A 19,845-nucleotide genomic window follows, 5' to 3' on the forward strand; every position below is an offset into this window, starting at 1 on the left:
CCTGAAAAAGGCTATACAGTAAGGGCACTAAGCGTCATGGTTCACACAGATGGGAAGCACCGTGTATTTTGAAGATAACGCACTTGAACAGCCTCAACTGCTTGAACATTCAGGACGACGAACTTCTAAAATCGCGATTGTGGGAGCCGGCGCGGTCGGGTCAACCATGGCCTATGCAGCTCTTATGCGTGGTGCTGCACGCACAGTAGCGTTGTATGACATCAATGCGTCAAAGGTTAAAGCTGAGGTTTTTGATCTCTCGCACGGTATCCAATTTATGCCTATGGCTGATGTTGTAGGTTCTGACGATATTGAAGTGTGCCGAGATGCAGACATCATTATGGTGACGGCTGGCGCAAAACAGAAGCCTGGCCAGACACGAATTGATTTAGCGCAAGCAACTATTAACTTGGTGAGCACCATACTTCCGCAACTGTTAGAGGTTGCGCCTAATGCCACATATGTCATGGTGACAAACCCTGTTGACGTCGTTACGTATGCGGCTCTAAAAATCTCAGGTCTGCCGCGGGAGCAGCTTTTCGGCTCGGGAACTGTTCTTGACTCCTCTCGTCTGCGATATGTGCTGGCGCGTGAACTTGGCGTTGCTGTGCAAAACGTACACGCTTATATGGCAGGTGAGCACGGTGATTCTGAAATTCCGTTGTGGAGTTCAGCTACTATTGGTGGCGTTCCGCTCTTGGATTGGCCTGGTGTGCACGGTAAAGGCCCACTCACAGAAGAACGCCGTAATGCTATAGCTGAAGAAGTGATTTCTTCTGCTTATCGCATTATCGAAGGTAAGGGGGCAACTAATTATGCGGTTGCGCTTGCGGGTTCGCGTATCGTCGAAGCGGTGTTGAACAACGAAAGCCGAGTGTTGCCTGTGTCGACACTTGTTTCAGATTATTACGGCATTAACGATGTGTGTTTGTCGGTCCCTTCAATTGTGTATGGCGGAGGAGTCGCAGACCAGTTGCGGGTACCGTTATCAAATTCTGAATATGACGGGTTGAAGAAATCGGCGCAATCGTTACGCGAGGTTGCCCGTCAATTCGGGTTCTAAAAGAAAAGCGGTGGAGGGTCAGCACAATGATGTGCTGGCCCTCCACCGCTTTCTTTACAGGCGTTTAGACGCTTCGAATGACAGAGACGACACGACCAAGCAACGTTGCGTGGTCGCCAAGGATCGGCTCGTAGTGCGGGTTATGGGGAAGTAGCCACACGTGACCGTCTTTGCGCTTAAAAGTTTTTACGGTTGCTTCTCCATCTAACATTGCTGCGACGATCTCGCCGTTTTCTGCAGTGCTTTGACGACGAACCACAACCCAGTCTCCGTCACAGATAGCTGCGTCAATCATGGAATCACCGGAGACCTGAAGCATATATACCTCACCATCGCCCACGATCTGGCGCGGGAGCGTGAAAACGTCTTCTACGTTCTGTTCAGCCAGGATTGGAGCACCAGCAGCGATCCGTCCTACTAGGGGTACAGCACGTGATTGAGTGGACGAAAGCGTGCCGAGTTCGAGGTGCTGCGGTTCCGCAGTAGATGGGTTGTGAGTGCTGGAGGCGTGGTCAAGTGTGTTTTCGGGTGTCGGTGAAACGATTTCTATGGCTCGAGGACGATTCGGATCGCGTCGTAGGAAGCCGCGGTCTTCAAGGACTTTGAGTTGGTGTTTCACACTAGAGGGGCTGGTAAGACCCACTGCTGAACCAATTTCGCGCATGGTGGGAGGGTAGCCGCGTGTGCTGAGGCTTTTCTCGACCGTTTCGAGTACTGCTACTTGTCTTTTGGTGAGCACAGCACGATCAGGTTGAGGTGTTCCAGATGTCATGGCTTATGTCCTTTGCTGTTGTGCAGTGCATATATACCGTGGTGGACACCAATGAGTCAGTGTTTGCGCTCGTGGTGAACGTATTTACGTGTACTACCCTATGAAAATTTTCGCACATATTCAAACATGTGTTCGAGAAAAGTTGTGGAAATGCTTGCGCGTTCGTGAATCTTTCGTACACTTGTTCTAACGAACATGTGTTCGAATGGTCTTAATGTTAGATGGAACAGCGGAGGCTCGCATGGCGATTCAAGTGCTTGAGGGTGTTGTTGTGGACTTTCCTTTAACGGAAGCTGCCCGTAAGCGCGTGCATCGTGCTCGGTATGGAATTACCGGGTTGCGCGGTCTGCGGTTGACGCGACGTGGTCGTGTTCTGATTGTGGCCCTTGCACTTTTATGCCTGTTGGTTCCTGTTGTGGTGGCTGCAACTGCACATGCCGATGAGGGGGTAGTTGCGGTTGAGGTGCTGGAGCATCCTGTTGCGGTCGGGGAGACGCTGTGGACTATCGCGCGCGGGATTAATCCGGGTGTGGATAACCGTGATGTTGTGAGTGACATTATGAACCTCAACAATATGGCCGTAGCGAAGCTGCGGGCGGGGGAGGTTATCTTGCTTCCCATGTATGAAAAATGAATTACGCAACACAGTACTTGCCAAATTATATTAGGTTAGCCTAAATTAGTAGTACCGACGGGTCGCTGGGGGGCAACTCGGCGGGGAAAGTTTTACTTTCAGCAGTTCAGGCCAGTTATAGGTGCGTTGCGAGTCGCGCAAATAACAGCCACGCATGGTGTATGCATAAGGGGTGCGGCGTATGTCGCACCCCTTTATTCGCGCAATAAGCATTGACCCCCGTAAAGTTGTCCTAAAGACACCTGCCAAGGGAGAAGTTGTGTATTGCCCGTTCTGCCGCCACGCTGATTCACGCGTTGTTGATTCACGCACATCAGAAGATGGGTCTGCGATCCGTAGGCGCAGACAATGCCCGAAATGCATGAAGCGTTTTACAACAATCGAGACAGCAAGCCTGTCAGTTGTGAAGCGCTCTGGTGTAACTGAACCGTTCTCTCGTCAAAAAGTAATCAACGGAGTTCGCAAAGCCTGCCAAGGACGTCCAGTCTCAGACGATGATCTCGCGTTGCTTGCACAAACTGTTGAAGAGAGCATCCGGTCAACAGGAATAGCAGAACTTGATGCATATGAAGTTGGGCTGAGTATTCTTGGTCCGCTGCGCAAACTTGATGAGGTTGCTTATTTGCGTTTTGCTAGCGTCTATCAGGCCTTTGATTCGCTGGAAGACTTTGAACAGGCAATCGAGCTTCTGCGCAGCGAAAACGCTGATGCCCAAGACGATTCCGATGAACCAACAACGGACGCTGGCTAAACCACCCGAGCAGCATAAGCAAATGCAGTAAAGCACCGAAGATAAAGAATAAGTCCTACAGATCGCTGGAACGCGATGCCCAAAGATTTAAGCCCCCATCAATGCAGACAGCATCAATACGGGCTAATTCGTCACTGGAAAACGTGAGCTGGCGTGCGGCATCAAGGTTTTCGTGTAACTGTGCACGGGTACGTGCACCAATGACCACAGACGACACCACAGAGTTACGTAACGCCCAAGAAATAGCAAGTTGGGGCAGGCTTTGTCCGCGACTCTCAGCAATTTCTTTCAGCCCCTGCAACGCCTGAATGTTTTCTGCGCTGAGGTATTCCTGCTTAAATGAGCCATTGGCTGCAGCACGCGAATGAGCAGGAGCCGTCCCTTGGAGATACTTTTCTGTTAAAAGGCCTTGTGCTAGAGGAGAAAACCCAATAACACCTAAACCGTTGCGTTCACAGACAGCGAGAAGTGATTCCTCATCCTCTGCAGACTCTTCTATCCACCGATTCAACATGGAATACGAAGGCTGATGAATCAACAAAGGTAAACCGATCCGCTCAGCATGCTGTAAAGCTTGAGTTGTTCGTTGTGCCGAGTAAGAAGAAATGCCGGCATAGAGAGCTTTTCCGGATTCGAGCGCATACTTCAGTGCGTCGAGGGTTTCTTCAATCGGTGTGCTCGGGTCAAAACGGTGTGAGTAAAAAATGTCGACGTAATCGACTCCTAGCCGTTGCAAGGATTGATCCAGAGACGCGCGTAGATATTTTTTGCTGCCGCCTTCGCCGTACGGCCCAGGCCACATGTAATATCCGGCTTTTGTCGATATGACGAGTTCATCTCGGTATGCTGCCAGATCTGTTGCCAGCAATGAACCGAACGACGACTCTGCACTTCCTTGTGGCGGTCCGTAATTATTTGCGAGATCAAAGTGGGTAACACCTCGATCAAAGGCAGAAAGCACTATGTCTCGTTGATCGGCATAGCGGGTGCTATGTCCGAAGTTTTGCCACAGACCAAGACTAATAGCTGGCAGCTTTAAACCACTTTTTCCTACGTGGCGATAAGGCAAACCGGTTGCGGAGACATCATATCTAGCAGGATGAGGTGCGTGCATGTGATCACGCTACTCGGATTTGTGTATCCGTTCTACCGACACGACGTGGGCCGCACCTGCTTACAGCATGTGCGGCCCACATTGTGGTTGTGTTCTGATGCTTATCAGTGATGCACACCAGCGGGCGGAAGAACCCGAATGCGGATGTACTGCTCCATGCTCTTCAATGCTTTAAGCGCATCGATATCAACGGATGAATCTGTGTCTGTCACTACATAACCGATTTCACCTCGGGTTGCGAGGAGCTGGCCTTCAATGTTTGTACCAAACTCTGCCAATGTGTTGTTGACCGCTGCAAGAACACCTGGAGTGTTGCGGTGGAGGAATGCGACTCGGGTAACGCCGGTAGTCGATTCGAGGGCGAGGTTCGGCAAGTTGACGCTCAACGTGGTTGAGCCGGTGCGCATGTAATCTTTCATTTTGTTTGCAACGAACTCACCGATGGATTCTTGAGCTTCTAAGGTTGAGCCACCAATGTGTGGGGTGAGGATGACGTTAGGCAGTCCGCGCAATTCTGATTCGAAGCTGTCGCCGCGTTTTTTCGGTTCTACGGGGAACACGTCAACTGCTGCGCCAGATAAATGCCCAGACAAAATAGCGTTACGAAGAGCAGTGTTATCCATGACGAAACCGCGGGACAAGTTAAGGAAAATCGCGCCCGGTTTCATCACAGCAAATTCGGCTTCTCCGAAGAGGCCTGCGTTGCCTGGTCGACCATCTACGTGGATTGTGACGATGTCGCTGACCCGAAGGAGGTCTTCCATGGAGTTAACGCGCTGAGCGTTACCGAGGGAGAGCTTTTCTGCTGTGTCGTAGAAGACTACGGACATGCCAAGGTTTTCGGCTAGCACTGAAAGTTGGGTGCCAATGTTTCCGTACCCGATAATTCCGAGTGTTTTACCGCGGATCTCGTGGGACCCTTCAGCTGTTTTGTCCCAGATTCCATCATGTAAAGCTTTATCGCGTTCAGTAAGCCTGCGGGTAAGGGAAATGATTTCACCGATAGCTAACTCGACAACTGAACGAGTGTTAGAGAAAGGAGCATTGAACACGGCTACACCGTGATGCGCGGCAGCCTTTAAATCAATCTGATTGGTACCGATGCAAAAAGCACCAATAGCAACAAGATCGGGACATGATTCGATGACTTTTTGAGTCACGTGTGTTTTTGATCGAATGCCGAGCATGTGCACGCCTTGCAGCGCTTCGATCAGTTCGTTTTCGTCCAGTGCGCCGGATCGGGTAATAACTTCAACGCCATTTGCGGTGAGTATTTCGACGGAGAGCGGGTGGACATTTTCTAGAAGCAGCGCCTTTAACACACCCCTATAGTCCACCCGCACGTGTCGAAACTCCAAATGAATCTTGTTCTTCGGACGTGATGTGTGCCTTATCCGTCGTGTTTGTTTGGTGCAGTTAGCCCTGTAGGTAGCTGGCCGTAATGCACGACAAGTAACTGTTTTGTGGCGCGGGTCATGGTCACAAAAACATCTGATGCTCCGCATGGCGCCTCAAGCATACGCACGGGATCGACGAGTATGACGCCGTCATATTCGAGCCCCTTCACATCGACGGGGGTAGCAAGGGTGACTAGTGGGTCGTTGCCTGAAACAAGTTCAGGTCGGTGCGTGGCCAGTAGCGGGGCTATTTCAGCGTGTACTTCTGGGGGCATAACGATAGCGATTCGACCTACGTCTTGGGAAATATACCGTTCAACGAAATCGTCAAGGTGGGTGGTTATTTGAGGAATAAGAGTCGCTGGTGATACGGGCAAAAAGGTGAGTGCCCCGTCAATGTCGCGAGCAGAAGTTAACTCTGATACGCGAAGCCCTTGTGCACGAGCAAATGTGAGAGCTGCTTGCGCAATTTCTGCTGGGGTGCGGTAGTTGATTGTGAGTTCACGGATCCGCCATAACTCTTTAAAGAGTGGTGTGAGCATGCGTTCCCACGAAGTCGTGCCAGCAAGGCTTGACGTTTGTGCAACATCGCCGACGATGGTGAACGACCGTGTTGGGCAGCGACGGATAAGCATGCGCCACGCCATGTGTGAGAGTTCTTGAGCCTCATCAACGATGACGTGCGCGAATGTCCAGGTGCGGTCTTTAATGGCGCGTTCAGCAGTTGTCAGTGTTGGTCCGGAATCAGCGAAACGTTGTGCAAGGGTGTCAGCGTCAACAAACCAGTTGCCACCGGAATTTTCTAGTACTTGACGTGCATACTCTAAGGCTTCGGCGCGCGCTGCTTCCTGGGCGCGGCTTTCTTGGCGTGCCATATGGTTGTCTTCGCCTAAGAGTTCTAAAGCTTCGTCGAGTAGTGGAATGTCAGCGGTGGTGAGGGGAGCGTTGGCTGGACGGTGCAGTAAGGCACGGTCTGCGGGAGATAGTTCGCTAGCAACTTGTTCGAGGCGATGCGGTTTTGCAAACAGGTCGTCGATAAGTTTTGGTGCGCTAATGGGAAACCACGCAATGTTTAAGGCAATTTTGACATCACGATGTGTGCGGATTTCTTCAATGATTTCTCCGCGGTCTTCGGGTGCGATCTCGTAGGGCATGTCCGCAACATATTGTTCGGCGAGGCGATGCAACATTTCTTTGACGAACGTGGCGCGCGCAATGTTGTGCGGCTTGTTGGTGCGACGTGCCTTAAACATTGCGTCTTTAATGTCTCGACGACGAATGACGAGGTCGTGTCCGTCTATGCGTACGTGTGTGTCATGTTGGGGGACTCGTTCTCGTGCTTTGACCGCACGTTTAATGAACGTTGCAAAACGCCGGTCGCCTTTGAGTTTTTCAACAGCGGGGGTGTCTCGGGCATTTGTGGTGTGTCCTGGAACGAGTGAACCGATAGTTGTAGAAACAACTCCGGTTTCGCCTAAGGATGGAAGAACTTGGTCAATGTACCGAATAAATGATGTGCTTGGCCCGACGAGGAGTACACCTGAACGCTCTAACAGTTTGCGGTGTGCGTACAGCAGGTAGGCGGCGCGGTGTAGGGCGACAGCTGTTTTTCCAGTTCCTGGACCGCCTTGGACGACTAATGCTCCGTGCACATCGGAACGGATGATTTCATCTTGTTCGGTTTGGATGGTGGCGACAATGTCGTTCATGCGCCCGGTGCGGCCTGCCGACATTGCGGCGAGGAGAGCGCCTTCGCCTGACAAGTGCAGGTCTTCGATGTCGTCTTTGCTGAGGTTTAAGTCAAGGATTTCGTCTTCTACACCGGTAATGGTGCGAGCTTGGGTGATGAGGTGGCGTCGCCGTTTTACTCCATCACGTTGTGCCGCGGTGGCTCGATAGAACGGCTGGGCGGCAGGTGCTCGCCAATCGGTGAGTAGTGACACATGATCGTGGTCAGATAGTCCGATGCGGCCAATGTAGCGTGTTGGGTCTTTATCAAAGTCCAAGCGTCCAAAAACTAGCCGGTCTTCAACGGCGTCAAGTAGCGCAATGCGATCTTCGTAAAGTGTGGCAAAAGAGTCACGTTCGCTACGGTTTTGTGGTGAGCCGGAAGGTCCGGCGCGTCGCACGGATGCGAGCCGGTCACGGGTTGTTTGACGCATTTCGTCAAGGCGCTGATACACGCTGTTAAGACGATCTTGTTCAGCACTAAGATGTGGGGCCTGATCAGTCACACGCAGTCCTGTTCACGTAGGTATGTCACACAAAAAAAGCGGGCCGTCCATTATCCCCTAAAAGGACCCTCGTGTGCACCTTCGCGGCCTGAGCCCCCGATTTTGTCGTAGCTATCAGTGGCAGCGGTGGGTCTGGAACATTTTCTTCTATAGGCTAGTTGATATCGATACAGTATCGACAAAGCAAGGCGGTAAACCCACGTATGATTAATCCACGCGACCTGTTTGATATCCAGGTAGATAGAGCTGATTCTTTTCGGGAACGTGCACAAGCATCACAGGTGGGCCCTGTTCTTATATGCGGTCTGAAAGGTTTTGTAGATGCCGGCCATGCTGGTGCCATTGCTGTAGAACGCATGCTGGAAGTGTCTGAACCACACACATTGGCAGTTTTCGATCATGACCGGTTAGTTGATTACCAGGCGAAACGTCCGATACTTTCTTTTGAAGATTCTCGATGGACGCATTATGAGCCGCCACGGCTTACCTTGGATCTGCTTACGGATGCGCGCGGCACAGAATATCTGTTGTTGCACGGGCACGAACCTAACCGATACTGGGAAGCTCTGAGTGAGGGGCTTATCGAACTCATACATGATTTCAATGTGTCTTTGTTCGTTACGGCTTCAGGCTTACCGATGGGAGTTCCACACACCCGGCCGGGTGGGGCAATCGTTCACGCAAACCGCGAAGATCTTGTTGGTGCATCACAAAACTTTGTTGGCAATATGAGTGTCCCCGCTTCATTTGCGCACTATGCACAATACGAGATTGGGCGGCACAACGTTGATGCTGCTGGTATAGCAGTGCACGTACCGCACTATTTAGCACAGTCTCAATACACGCCCGTCGGGATCGTTGCCTTATCAAAGATAGAAGAAATAACCGGCTTGCATTTTGATGTTGATGAGATGGCTGAAGCTGCTCGCGAAGCAATCGCTGAGGTTGATCGTCAAGTGGAAAAATCACATGATGTTGCCGAGATGGTTGCTGGACTTGAAGCACAGTACGACGCTTTTATGGCTTCACATCCTGAAGAGTCGCTCCTCGCGCACACAAACCACATCCCAACTGCGGATGAACTTGGGGCCGAATTCGAACAGTTCCTTTCGCAATTTAATCGGCGCCGCGGCACAGAATAGCGACATTACGCGGTTGTGCTAGGTATCGCGCACTATTGTGGCGTTGCGTGCAAAGTGGGTAACTTCTGCTCCTGTGATAGCTGTTGCGGGTACCGCTAAAGTGCGTAATGCCCGGTGTAAATGCGCGTTGGCGAAGTCAACGGTGTCGTCGTGCGGTGTGTGAGTTGCTGTGGTGAAAGCTAACACCAGGTTTCCGAATCGTTTTCCTTTCAAGATGGCGTTTTCTGCGCAGTAAGCCACCTGAGCTTTATGGTGCACTGTGGGAGCAGAATTCAAGGAATCGCAGGTGTCAAGCAGCGTCGCAACTTCTTGACGTGCCCAAGCGAGGGGCGGGCGATCAGCACAATTAGCGAGGTATAAGCCACCAGGCCGCAGCTTCTTTACGACCAACTGCGTAAATTCTGTAGTGGTGAGATGGCTTGGGGTGAGTGCGTCTGCAAACACATCCCGAATAATGACGTCTTGGCTGCCATCTGGAACTTTTGACAGCTCCTCACGTGCATCACCGGTACGCAATCGAAGACGAGGGGATTTAGGCAGGGAGAACCATTGCCGGGCGTAATCATGTAACTCGCCATCGATGTCTATGCCGATCTGGCGTGATTGAGGTTTAAGTTTATCGAGTGCTCGAGCCATAGCTGAGCCTGCCGAGCCTAAATGCACAACGTTGAGCCCTGGGGAGGGTAACTCGTCGATAAAGCACAGCATGATGCTCATGTATTCGAACCCAACGTTGAGAGGGTCATCAAGATCGATGAAAGAACTAGGCGCTTCATCGAGGAAAACTGTGTAGCGTCGCGGATTGTCCCGGTCGGGTTCCAGCCTGATCGTCGAATATTTGGTGCGAACAGATTGTGCTGGGGGAGCAGTTGTGGAATGCGCAGTGCGTGACCGAGAAGTAGAACGTGCCATGGAACTAGGGTACAGACGAGTGGAAACACTACGACATCCTTGACCGAATCGAACAAGTGTTCGATAATTAATGTAAAGTGTGACAAGGCAAGTGCATGATAGGTGAGCCGTACGTGAGGGGTGCATCATGAGTAATGCTCCACGGTCAACAACAGCGCGGCGCGACTGGGGCTCGAACGACTCCAACTGTCACATCATGCACGTTGATATGGACGCTTTCTATGCGTCAATTGAAGTGGCTAAAAAGCCAAAATTACGGGGAAAACCTGTTATCGTCGGTGGGCGAGAACGCAGTGTAGTGCTGGCTGCAACCTATGAAGCACGGGCCCTAGGCATCAAATCGGCTATGCCAATTTCGCGGGCAAAAGTCCTTGCACCACAAGCAATATTTTTAGACCCCGATCATCAACTTTACGGCCATATCAGTAATGGTGTTATGGAGATCTTACGGTCCGTAACTCCTGCACTAGAGCAAGTAAGCGTTGACGAAGCCTTCCTCGACGTTTCGGGCGCTAGACGACGACTAGGCTCCTCGCTCGATATCGGACGCACCATACGAGCCGAAATCGAAGCACAGTTTTCGATCACAGCGTCAGTGGGCGTGGCAGAAAACAAATTTGTTGCAAAACTTGCATCAACACACGCAAAGCCAGACGGTATTTTATTGATCCCGCAAGCTTCCACAATCGAATTCGTACAATGCATGCCCGTGGGAGCCTTGTGGGGTGTCGGCGCAAAAACCCAAGAAAAGCTCCGCCAATGGGGGATCGAAGAGGTTCACCAATTAGCGGCCCTTGACCTATCGGCACTGTCCCGCATGGTTGGTAAAGCCGCAGCACAGCATCTACACGAATTGGCGTGGGGACGTGATGGGCGGACTGTTGAAACTCATCGGAAAGAAAAAAGTGTAGGGGTGGAATCTACTTTTGTGCATGACGAACACGACCTCGACACTCTCCTCTCTAAACTGTTGGTTTTATCCGACGAATGTTCTACACGGCTGAGACGAAAATCGATGCAAGGGCGAACCGTCGCGCTTAAAGTGAGGGACGCCGACTTCAACACAGTCACTCGAAGCGTCACGCTAGCCTCATCAACTCATTCCTCACTCACGATTTACCATGCTGTTCGGGAACTTTTTCTAGCCCTACCACGTCAACAATCTGTGCGACTATTGGGTGTGCGCGTTGAAAACATAGTGTCGAGCAGTCATCAACCGCAGCAAGATACGCTAGAAGAGTCCATTACTGGGTTTGCGCTTTCGCAAGATAAGTCAGACCGCGTCATGGACGATATTCGAGCTAAGTTTGGGCGAAAAGCTATAGAGCGAGCAACTCAAACACAGGCACGACTTTCAAGTCACACAGACAACATCTATCCTTTAAGTAAGACAACGCCTTCTAGAACCCGGGGGTAAGACGATGCCTCTGTCCGAGCATGAACAGCGGATCCTTGAACAACTTGAAAAAGAGCTGTCCTCACAAGATCCAAAACTTGCTACCGCAATGACCACTGGACATCGTGGTTCGTTTACTCGAACCATCATTGCCATCCTTGGAGTGCTTGCAGGTATCTTCATCCTAGTGCTGGGCGTTTCAAATTCACTCCCATGGCTGGGAGTTATCGGCTTCGTCATCATGTTTGGTGCTGTTGTATTTGCTTTTTCAGCGCCTAAAAAGGAACATCCTTTTAAAGTTGTGGACGGTGAAGGTCCTGCTCGTCCAGTTACTCAAAAATCTGCAAAAGCCAAAGGGGGCTTCATGCAGCGTCTCGAAGAGCGTTGGGAGAAGCGCTCGCGGGGTGAGTAGCTGATAGCGACATAAGTGGAACAGATGAGTGGGGCACCAACAAATAAGTTGGTGCCCCACTCATGTGTTTGTACTGCATTGATTGTGTGGTTTTTTGTTGTTTTTGTGCACAGTGAATAACGCCACCTAGATGGTCCCGCAATCCAGCTCCCCACTTCCCTCCACCCCTGCATAAAACAGGTTGGGTGTTCCTGCTTTTCACCCAGCGAATGTTGTAGAAAATGCCCTCAAGTGGATAAATGCTGCATGGGTAGTTCTTTGCATTGCGCAAACGCTAGGCGACACGTTAAATTACTCCACTTTTCTCCACCTCTCTGACCTGCGGTTTTGTGAAAATCTGAGGTGAAAACTAGAAAAATTGCACGATTGGTGGTGCAAAGTGGAGTAACGTGGAGGTACTCGGAGCGAGAGGAGGTGGCACTAATGCACGAACTGCTAGGTGGCATCCCCAACTTGTTCTTGGGAACCTACAAACCACGGCTTGATGAAAAAGGCCGTCTCATACTTCCGGCGAAGTTCCGCAACCAGTTCGCTCCTGGTTTGGTACTCACGCGAGGACAAGAGAGATGTCTTTTTCTTTTGCCGCTGGACGAGTTTCGGCGAATGTACGAACACTTGCGTCAGGCTCCCGTCACCTCACGGCAAGCTCGTGATTACATGCGAGTTTTCCTCTCCGGTGCGAGTGATGAAACACCAGATAAGCAAGGACGGATCTCAATTCCAGCCGCGCTTCGAGAATATGCAGGTCTGGATCGCGACATTGCAGTTATCGGAGCAGGGTCACGAGTAGAGATTTGGGATGCGGCAACGTGGGATACCTACCTCGAACAGCAAGAGGAAGGGTACGCAGAAACCGCAGAACAAATATTCCCAGAACTGCACTTCTAGGTATATGCAGTTTCGGGCCTCCTCCCGTAGATCTGACGCCACTTCCCCGGTGGCAGATCGCGACGGTGGGAGACCCGAAACTGTTCACGAGCAAGTCATGACAGTACCCCCACGGTTACGAAAGTAATCACTAGCACGGCACGCGTAGCCCAAGAAGACAGAAAGAGGCGCATATGTACGAGTTACCCGATGACTCAACCGCATCACGCAAGCATGTGCCCGTACTGTTACAACGGTGTCTTGACCTTCTCGCCCCCGCACTAGAAGACCCACAAGCTGTATACGTCGACTGCACGCTGGGTATGGGTGGACACACCCAAGGAGTCCTGCGAGCATTTCCACACGTCACCGCAATCGGGATTGACCGTGACCCGCAAGCCTTAGAACTGGCTGGTGAACGGTTGCGCGAATTTGGCTCACGATTCAAGCCTGTGCATGCAACCTACGATCAGATCGAAGATGTTGTTGCAGATTTTGGCTTAACCGGCGTCCAAGGAATCCTCATGGACTTGGGAGTTTCATCATTGCAAATTGATGAAACTGAAAGAGGATTCTCCTACGCGCATGACGCACCACTCGACATGCGTATGGATACCACCTCAGACCTGACTGCGGCAGACGTACTCAACACTTACTCGCAAGGCGAACTCACACGAATTCTTAGGGAATACGGAGAGGAACGGTTCGCGGCAAAGATTGCACGATCAATCGTTGCAAAACGCGAAGACAAACCATGGGAGCGGTCTGCTGACCTCGTCGACTTAGTGCGGGCATGTATTCCTGCAGCTAAGCGCACGAGCGGAGGAAATCCTGCAAAGCGGACTTTCCAAGCCCTACGTATCGAAGTTAACGGCGAACTAGAAGTGCTGACACACGCTCTTCCAGCTGCAGTGAACTCACTAGCAATAGGTGGACGACTACTTGTTGAGTCCTACCACTCACTAGAAGACCGATTAACAAAACGTGAGTTTGCGCGGGGGATCAACTCAAGCGCACCACCGGAATGGCCCATCGAACCAGAAACACATAAGCCATACCTCAAAGCCCTCACCCGAGGCGCAGAAAAAGCGGACGCCGCAGAAATCGAGCACAACGCTCGCTCAGCATCAGTTCGCCTACGTGCAGTAGAACGTATCCGAGAAACACCAGAGCATTTAAGAAAAACAGGGGAGTGATGACATGAGCGCTGTACAGTCTAATGCTGCTCGCGTGGTTCCCGTACGCCCAAGCGTTTCTCCACATACAACTACGACGAGTAAGCCATCCTTACGTCTCGTCGAAGCTCCCGCACCAGAAAAATCTGCTGCCAGATTTATCTTCATGTGCATCGCAATCTTGACCGTTGCCGTTGTTGCCGTATTGATTTTGAACACAGAGATGGCTAACGGAACATATGAACGCGCACACCTCACCAGAGAACTCTCAACTGAAGTAATCACAGGTGAGCAACTGAGCGAACAACTTGCTGATGTCTCAACAGCTGAAAATCTCTCTAACCGTGCTGAGCAACTCGGCATGGAGCAGAAAGTAAATCCCAAGGTTTTGCATTTAGACTCTTCAAAGATCAACGCGCGTAATGCAGCGGAGGGCATGAAGAATTGAGTGGATCCGAGAGGCGACCTGGACGGGACGCACCGAGGAATAACCGTCCACGTCGGCCTGTCGAATCATCAGACAGCAGGCCGAACACTTCGGCGCGCTCTTCGCGTAAACCACAACCGCAGAACAGTACCTCACGCAAACCTCGACCCGCGTCTAACGCAAACTCTGGGCGCTCGGAACACCAGCAAGCAGGCCCAAAGAAAAACCCCCAGCGGGCTCCCGCGTCAAAAAAGCCTGCACAAGCATCTCGTTCAGGTAAGGCACACGTACGGCAACAGCCCCGATCTGGCGAACAGGTGAGGGTGCGTAGTAACAGCCCACGGCAAAAAACACCTGTGGTGACAGCTTCTCGTCCTGCTCGTGGTCGGTCGCCTGAAATCCAAAGGAAAGAACGCGAACGTGCGCGTGAACAACGTCGTAAACAGCGCGCACAGCGGAATAGGAATACAGGGCCGATAGGTTTTAGTTTGTCTCGGACACGAGTGTTAAGCGGCGCTATCGTGTTTGTTCTTCTTGCCGTGGGGTACGTTGTCCGTTTAGCGGATATTCAACTTGTGCAAGGGGCAGAGCTTGCTGCGCGGGCAAAAGAATTACGGACCACAGAAATTGAATTAACTGCTGAGCGTGGCGATATTTCTGATCGAAACGGAAACCCCGTTGCGAAGTCGGTAACTCGTTACAAGATTTTTGCAGATCAAGAACTCGTTCAACAGTGGAAAACAAAAGACGATGCAGGCAATATTGTTGGTGGCCCCGATTATGCTGCGCAGATCCTTGCTCCAGTGTTGGGGCTCAGCGAACAAAAATTACAAACATTGTTGACTCGACCAGAAGGTCAGAAAAAATACAACAAATACCAAACTTTGGTGACTGAAGTACCGCCAGAAACGTGGGAAGCGGTAAAACAACTAAAAATTACTGGTGTTTTCCCTGAAACCTTGAACAAACGTATCTACCCATCAGGTGACACAGCAAAAAATATTATTGGTGTTGTTGGTAAAGACGGTGGATTGTCTGGCCTCGAATACACTCTTGAAGACATGCTCAAAGGAAAAGCAGGGTCTTTAAAGTATGAACGTAGTCTCGATGGATATGTTTTGCCTTCTGGGAGCGTCGTTGAAGAACCCAATGAACCTGGAAAAGGCATTAAAACAACGTTTGACATGGATATTCAGTGGCATGCTGAAAAAGCCCTAGATGAACAATTGAAAAAAACAGGGGGAGCCGCAGGGTCTGTTATCGTGCAAGACGTAAAAACATGCGAGATCCTTGCGCTGGCAGACCGGTCAACCACTGCTGACGGCAACACAGCATTTACTGGACGTATCGGTGCTGTACAAGACATTTTTGAACCCGGATCAACAGCAAAAGTTATTACTATGGCTGCTGCTCTTGAACGTGGAGAAGTAACACCGCTATCAGAATTTCGTGTCCCATATCAGTACGCAACCGATAACGGTCAAGTATTTAAGGACTCACACGAGCATCCCACGCAAAAGTTAACCCTAACGGGCATCCTCGCTGACTCTTCGAATACCGGAACGGTGCAAGTAGGAGAAAAACTCCCGAAACAAGTGCGTTATGACTACCTCTATAAATTCGGGTTTGGGCAAAAAACCGGAATAGAGCTGGGCGGAGAGTCACGCGGAATCTTGCATAAAGCTGACGACTGGGATGGACGAACAAAATATGGTGTTTTGTTCGGGCAAGGTATGGCAGGTAATGCCTTGCAAGCTACAAATGTTTTTGCCACCATCGCCAACGACGGTAAGCAGTGTAAACCGCACCTAGTTGCAGGCTATACAGAACCTGACGGCACTTTTGTTGAATCGGAAAAATCTGAGACAACACAAACTGTGTCAAAGAAAACGGCAGATCAGGTTCTTAAAATGATGGAATCTGTAGTCGTTGAGGGATCTGGAAAAGCTGGAGCGATTAGCGGCTACCGTGTTGCAGGAAAAACAGGAACCTCTCAAGCCCCTGACGAGAACGGAAAACTGACTCGTATCGTGTCGTCGTTTATTGGCGTTGCACCGGTAGACAACCCAGAAATTGCGGTGTCCGTGGTGATTCGTGACCCACGCTCAGGTGTGTGGGGTGGAGAAGTATCTGCACCCGTTTTTGCAGATGTGATGGCCTATTCATTACAACGGTTGGGCGTCGAGCCAACGGGAAGTAAACCAGATTTATATTCGACCACGTGGAAGTAACCCACAGTTTTTGTATGGTGAATCTTCCCCTAGCGATATTGGTCACCACATTCGTCCTCAATATTTTGCCTGCTACCCGCTAAATTGTTAATTATGAGTTCTCAGCACGATTTACTTCGGCCCCTTTCACGCCCACACGTAGCGTTGCATGACCTGCAACATGCCTGTGATGTGAAAGTCGTAGCAGGTGGTGCAGTGAACGATATATCGGTAGAGGGCGTCGCCGTGACGTCGCACGGCGTTGTGCCAGGAGATATCTTTGTTGCGCTCAATGGCCTAAAAACACATGGCGCACGTTACGCTCCAGACGCAATTGAACGTGGCGCGGCAGCAATCCTTACAGATCAAGCCGGCGTAGAAGTTCTTTCTGCATCAGGTGTCCTTGATACAGGAATCCCTGTACTTGTTTCATCTCATAATGAGTCGTTACGGCGCACGATGGCAGAGTGTGCAGCATACATTTACTCACGACCCGCACAACACTTGCAGATCGCGGGAATCACAGGAACTAACGGAAAAACCACGACAGCGTTTTTCTTGGATGCAATTCATAGGGCTGCACACAAGTCAACTGCACTGCTTGGAACGATCGAGATGCGTCTTGGTGAGGTGAGCGTTCCGTCGGAACGTACCACTGTTGAAGCTCCGGTCTTGCAAGGATTTTTCTCGCGATGCCTCGAAGAAAAAGCCTTGACTGTGACGATGGAAGTTTCATCACATGCGATTTCTTTGGATCGAATAACTGAAACCACATTTGAAGCTGTTGGCTTTACCAACTTGCAACAAGATCATCTAGATTTCCACCACACGATGGAAGAATATTTTGCAGCAAAAGCAGCACTATTTACTCCAACATATGCGCGCAGTGGAGTCGTCGTCGTTGATGATCAGTGGGGCCGCAAACTTGTAGAGACAGCTTCTATTCCAGTCGAATCGATTATGACGTCACTGAGCGACGACAGCACATACAACGCAGACTGGACAGTTACAGAAACCTCTGTGAGCCCACAGGGGCTGGGCGTGGACTTTGTGTTACGTCATCGTTCAGGAACAACAGTGTCATCACATTCACCGTTATTAGGGGACGTCAACGTCTCAAACGCTGCATTAGCGACTGTGCTTGCTTTGCGGATGGGTATTGACGAGAAAACTATTGTTGAGGGGCTTACAACCCTCGCTGCAGTCCCCGGACGGATGGAAGTCGTCTCGCAGCCCGATGAACCATTGGTCATCGTCGATTATGCACATACCGCTGAAGCATTAGATTTTGCGTTGGCTTCACTGCGCAACACACATCACGCAACAAACCAAGGAAAAGCTGATCGCGGTCTTTGGCGCAGCCGGTGACCGTGACGCAACAAAACGGCCTCTTATGGGCATCGCAGCAATGCAGTACGCTGACGTCCTTATTGTTACCGACGATGACCCCTACAGCGAAGACCCTGAAGCGATACGAGCCCAAATTATTGAGGGAATCGAACAGACTCCAGCCTATGCGCAGCTCTCAGAGGAAGAACGCTCTGCCCGCATTAAAAATATTGGATTGCGTGAAGACGCAATTAAATATGCTATTCAGGAAGCACACCAAGGCGACACCGTGTTGTTAGCCGGGCGCGGTCACGAAACTATTCAAGAAATAGCGGGAGTGCGACACGTGCTTGACGATCGTGTCGAAGCTCGTGCTGTGCTCGCACATATACGTCAGACCAGCGGAAATATGTGAAGGTAACGTAGGATATTGTGGCCGCACATAGCTTCTTGAACTATGTCGTATGTTTTGAATGGTTCAATAGATAAGTTGTATGTGCGATGTGAATCTTAAAAGAAGTATCAAAATAAAGTTAGTGACAGGTTCGCACAAGAAGTCGACTAATAGTCACAATGCGTGCCCTACAAGTACAGGGGAGTAGCCCAAACGTGTTCTCAGCGGAGCAGATAGCTTCAATCACCGGCGGAAGACTTGAAGCAGACCCAACAATTAAGGTCACGGCACAGGCAGTTCTTGACTCTCGGGCGGCACAACCCGGCTCACTTTTTGTTGCAGCCCAAGGCGAAAACGTTGACGGGCACGATTATGCACGTGGCGCGCTTGAGAACGGTGCGACACTCGTGCTCGGAACTCGGTCCATCGAGGGAGTTCCAGTCGTCGTCGTTGAAGATATTGAACAAGCTTTAGGGCTCCTTGCCCAAGCACATTTGCGCAACCTACGGCAACAAGGTGATATCCGTGTTGTTGGCATAACTGGATCTGCTGGGAAAACAACAACGAAAGACCTCATTGGTCAGATTCTTAGTGAACACGGATCAACAATTTTTCCTGCTGGTTCATTTAACAATGAACTTGGTTTACCCCTTACCGTTTTACGGGCAACACCTGAGACACGATACTTAGTGCTCGAAATGGGAGCTTCAGCGCCTGGAGATCTCACCTATCTCACGCATATAGCTCCGCTAGACGTTGCAGTAGTACTTATTGTTGGCTCGGCACATCTTGGCGGCTTTGGCGGGGGCATCGATGATGTCGCTCGCGCCAAATCAGAATTAGTACAGGGCGTGGTTGCTGGGGGAACTGTAATCCTCAACGCGGATGATTTACGAGTCATCGCGATGAAAGACCAAGCCAGTGAAGAAGTGCTGACATATGGTGTGGTGCGCGATACGACTTTCCACGCCACAGAAACCCACATTGATGCACTGGGTCGCTCACGCTTTACTGTTACAGACACTCGCACCTCTGAAACTGAAGAAGTTCACCTCCAATTAGTGGGTGAACACCATATGACAAATGCGTTAGCTGCATTAGCGGCCACCACCGTACTTGGCATTAATCTCAACGCCGCTGTGAGCACTTTGAACAATGCCACCGCGTTGAGCCCACATCGCATGGATGTTACTGAACGACCAGATGGCATAACTATCATTGATGATTCGTACAATGCCAACCCTGATTCCATGCGTGCTGCGTTGAAGGCTCTTGCCGTCATTGCTGGACGCAAGCGCCGTACCGTTGCTGTGCTCGGCGAAATGCTAGAACTGGGGGAGAACTCCCGCGAACAGCATGATGATTTAGGCCGGATCGTCGTACGGTTAAATATTTCGCTGCTTGTCGTTGTTGGGGCTGGTGCGAGCGGTATCGCCGATGGAGCGATGCAAGAAGGCTCATGGGGCGATGAAGTCGTTGAGGTCCCCACTATTGAAGAAGCAGAGACTTTCTTAACTGAATATCTTACTGAAGGTGATGTTGTCCTTGTGAAATCTTCGAAGGGCTCTGGCCTGTGGAAGTTAGCTGACCGTCTCGTGGGAAAGGCATAACACACC

18 protein-coding genes are annotated in these 19,845 nt (G+C 50.8%); 13 read left to right on the forward strand and 5 right to left on the reverse strand.

Going from position 1 to position 19,845, the window contains the following annotated elements; all coding sequences use genetic code 11:
* Positions 1-49: 49 nt before the first annotated feature.
* Complete coding sequence (locus ACR9EC_RS02060; protein WP_435299863.1) at positions 50-1,063, forward strand: L-lactate dehydrogenase; 1,014 nt, start codon at positions 50-52, stop codon at positions 1,061-1,063.
* A 64-nt stretch (positions 1,064-1,127) separates the two neighbouring features.
* Here the strand turns inward: ACR9EC_RS02060 and lexA are convergent, their stop codons facing one another.
* The gene (lexA, locus tag ACR9EC_RS02065; RefSeq protein ID WP_435299864.1) at positions 1,128-1,835 is read right to left on the reverse strand and encodes a transcriptional repressor LexA; all 708 of its coding nucleotides are present in this window, start codon (positions 1,833-1,835) and stop codon (positions 1,128-1,130) included.
* A gap of 241 nt (positions 1,836-2,076) precedes the next feature.
* On the opposite strand from lexA, the gene ACR9EC_RS02070 reads away from it, so the two are divergent.
* Together ACR9EC_RS02070 and nrdR are read left to right on the forward strand one after the other, a co-directional pair.
* Positions 2,077-2,469, forward strand: coding sequence for a LysM peptidoglycan-binding domain-containing protein (locus ACR9EC_RS02070; protein WP_435299865.1), 393 nt, complete (start codon positions 2,077-2,079; stop codon positions 2,467-2,469).
* Between the two features lie 259 nt (positions 2,470-2,728).
* Positions 2,729-3,220 (forward strand): transcriptional regulator NrdR, encoded by a 492-nt coding sequence (gene nrdR / locus ACR9EC_RS02075; RefSeq protein ID WP_435300590.1) that lies wholly within the window; start codon positions 2,729-2,731, stop codon positions 3,218-3,220.
* 55 nt (positions 3,221-3,275) lie between these two features.
* Here the strand turns inward: nrdR and ACR9EC_RS02080 are convergent, their stop codons facing one another.
* The 3 genes from ACR9EC_RS02080 to ACR9EC_RS02090 form a co-directional block, all read right to left on the reverse strand.
* Positions 3,276-4,334: an aldo/keto reductase gene (locus tag ACR9EC_RS02080; protein WP_435299866.1), complete on the reverse strand. Its 1,059-nt coding sequence runs from the start codon at positions 4,332-4,334 to the stop codon at positions 3,276-3,278.
* A gap of 104 nt (positions 4,335-4,438) precedes the next feature.
* Positions 4,439-5,656, reverse strand: a complete 1,218-nt coding sequence (gene serA, locus ACR9EC_RS02085; RefSeq protein WP_435299867.1) for a phosphoglycerate dehydrogenase — start codon at positions 5,654-5,656, stop codon at positions 4,439-4,441.
* A gap of 68 nt (positions 5,657-5,724) precedes the next feature.
* Positions 5,725-7,965, reverse strand: a complete 2,241-nt coding sequence (locus ACR9EC_RS02090) for a HelD family protein (protein ID WP_435299868.1) — start codon at positions 7,963-7,965, stop codon at positions 5,725-5,727.
* A 203-nt stretch (positions 7,966-8,168) separates the two neighbouring features.
* Here ACR9EC_RS02090 and ACR9EC_RS02095 point away from each other — a divergent pair, with 203 nt between their 5' ends.
* Positions 8,169-9,107: a proteasome assembly chaperone family protein gene (locus ACR9EC_RS02095; protein WP_435299869.1), complete on the forward strand. Its 939-nt coding sequence runs from the start codon at positions 8,169-8,171 to the stop codon at positions 9,105-9,107.
* Between the two features lie 18 nt (positions 9,108-9,125).
* Here the strand turns inward: ACR9EC_RS02095 and ACR9EC_RS02100 are convergent, their stop codons facing one another.
* The gene (locus ACR9EC_RS02100; protein ID WP_435299870.1) at positions 9,126-10,019 is read right to left on the reverse strand and encodes a fused MFS/spermidine synthase; all 894 of its coding nucleotides are present in this window, start codon (positions 10,017-10,019) and stop codon (positions 9,126-9,128) included.
* A gap of 127 nt (positions 10,020-10,146) precedes the next feature.
* On the opposite strand from ACR9EC_RS02100, the gene dinB reads away from it, so the two are divergent.
* The 9 genes from dinB to ACR9EC_RS02145 all read left to right on the forward strand — a co-directional run bounded on the left by dinB (position 10,147) and on the right by ACR9EC_RS02145 (position 19,839).
* Positions 10,147-11,436, forward strand: coding sequence for a DNA polymerase IV (dinB, locus tag ACR9EC_RS02105; RefSeq protein WP_435299871.1), 1,290 nt, complete (start codon positions 10,147-10,149; stop codon positions 11,434-11,436).
* Between the two features lie 4 nt (positions 11,437-11,440).
* Positions 11,441-11,827, forward strand: a complete 387-nt coding sequence (locus ACR9EC_RS02110; protein ID WP_435299872.1) for a DUF3040 domain-containing protein — start codon at positions 11,441-11,443, stop codon at positions 11,825-11,827.
* 453 nt (positions 11,828-12,280) lie between these two features.
* Positions 12,281-12,715, forward strand: a complete 435-nt coding sequence (mraZ, locus tag ACR9EC_RS02115; RefSeq protein ID WP_435300591.1) for a division/cell wall cluster transcriptional repressor MraZ — start codon at positions 12,281-12,283, stop codon at positions 12,713-12,715.
* 173 nt (positions 12,716-12,888) lie between these two features.
* On the forward strand, positions 12,889-13,890 hold the full coding sequence (gene rsmH / locus ACR9EC_RS02120; RefSeq protein ID WP_435299873.1) for a 16S rRNA (cytosine(1402)-N(4))-methyltransferase RsmH: 1,002 nt from the start codon (positions 12,889-12,891) through the stop codon (positions 13,888-13,890).
* 4 nt (positions 13,891-13,894) lie between these two features.
* Positions 13,895-14,317 (forward strand): hypothetical protein, encoded by a 423-nt coding sequence (locus ACR9EC_RS02125; protein WP_435299874.1) that lies wholly within the window; start codon positions 13,895-13,897, stop codon positions 14,315-14,317.
* Between the two features lie 302 nt (positions 14,318-14,619).
* On the forward strand, positions 14,620-16,527 hold the full coding sequence (locus ACR9EC_RS02130; RefSeq protein WP_435299875.1) for a peptidoglycan D,D-transpeptidase FtsI family protein: 1,908 nt from the start codon (positions 14,620-14,622) through the stop codon (positions 16,525-16,527).
* Between the two features lie 93 nt (positions 16,528-16,620).
* Positions 16,621-17,874 (forward strand): Mur ligase family protein, encoded by a 1,254-nt coding sequence (locus tag ACR9EC_RS02135; protein WP_435299876.1) that lies wholly within the window; start codon positions 16,621-16,623, stop codon positions 17,872-17,874.
* Positions 17,795-18,250, forward strand: a complete 456-nt coding sequence (locus ACR9EC_RS02140) for a glutamate ligase domain-containing protein (protein WP_435299877.1) — start codon at positions 17,795-17,797, stop codon at positions 18,248-18,250. Before ACR9EC_RS02135 ends, ACR9EC_RS02140 begins: the two co-directional genes overlap by 80 nt.
* Before the next feature lie 158 nt (positions 18,251-18,408).
* Complete coding sequence (locus ACR9EC_RS02145) at positions 18,409-19,839, forward strand: UDP-N-acetylmuramoyl-tripeptide--D-alanyl-D-alanine ligase (protein ID WP_435299878.1); 1,431 nt, start codon at positions 18,409-18,411, stop codon at positions 19,837-19,839.
* The last annotated feature ends 6 nt before the right edge of the window (positions 19,840-19,845 follow it).

Source organism: Timonella sp. A28 (assembly GCF_051200815.1).
Classification (GTDB): Bacteria; Actinomycetota; Actinomycetes; order Actinomycetales; family Cellulomonadaceae; genus Timonella.

Coding starts and splice junctions, on each gene's coding strand:
- lexA (WP_435299864.1), bottom strand. CDS start 1,835: ATGACATCTGGAACACCTCAACCTGATCGTGCTGTGCTCACCAAAAGA.
- rsmH (WP_435299873.1), top strand. CDS start 12,889: ATGTACGAGTTACCCGATGACTCAACCGCATCACGCAAGCATGTGCCC.
- ACR9EC_RS02125 (WP_435299874.1), top strand. CDS start 13,895: ATGAGCGCTGTACAGTCTAATGCTGCTCGCGTGGTTCCCGTACGCCCA.
- dinB (WP_435299871.1), top strand. CDS start 10,147: ATGAGTAATGCTCCACGGTCAACAACAGCGCGGCGCGACTGGGGCTCG.
- ACR9EC_RS02080 (WP_435299866.1), bottom strand. CDS start 4,334: ATGCACGCACCTCATCCTGCTAGATATGATGTCTCCGCAACCGGTTTG.
- ACR9EC_RS02145 (WP_435299878.1), top strand. CDS start 18,409: ATGCGTGCCCTACAAGTACAGGGGAGTAGCCCAAACGTGTTCTCAGCG.
- ACR9EC_RS02135 (WP_435299876.1), top strand. CDS start 16,621: ATGAGTTCTCAGCACGATTTACTTCGGCCCCTTTCACGCCCACACGTA.
- ACR9EC_RS02060 (WP_435299863.1), top strand. CDS start 50: ATGGGAAGCACCGTGTATTTTGAAGATAACGCACTTGAACAGCCTCAA.
- ACR9EC_RS02100 (WP_435299870.1), bottom strand. CDS start 10,019: ATGGCACGTTCTACTTCTCGGTCACGCACTGCGCATTCCACAACTGCT.
- ACR9EC_RS02070 (WP_435299865.1), top strand. CDS start 2,077: ATGGCGATTCAAGTGCTTGAGGGTGTTGTTGTGGACTTTCCTTTAACG.
- ACR9EC_RS02095 (WP_435299869.1), top strand. CDS start 8,169: ATGATTAATCCACGCGACCTGTTTGATATCCAGGTAGATAGAGCTGAT.
- ACR9EC_RS02110 (WP_435299872.1), top strand. CDS start 11,441: ATGCCTCTGTCCGAGCATGAACAGCGGATCCTTGAACAACTTGAAAAA.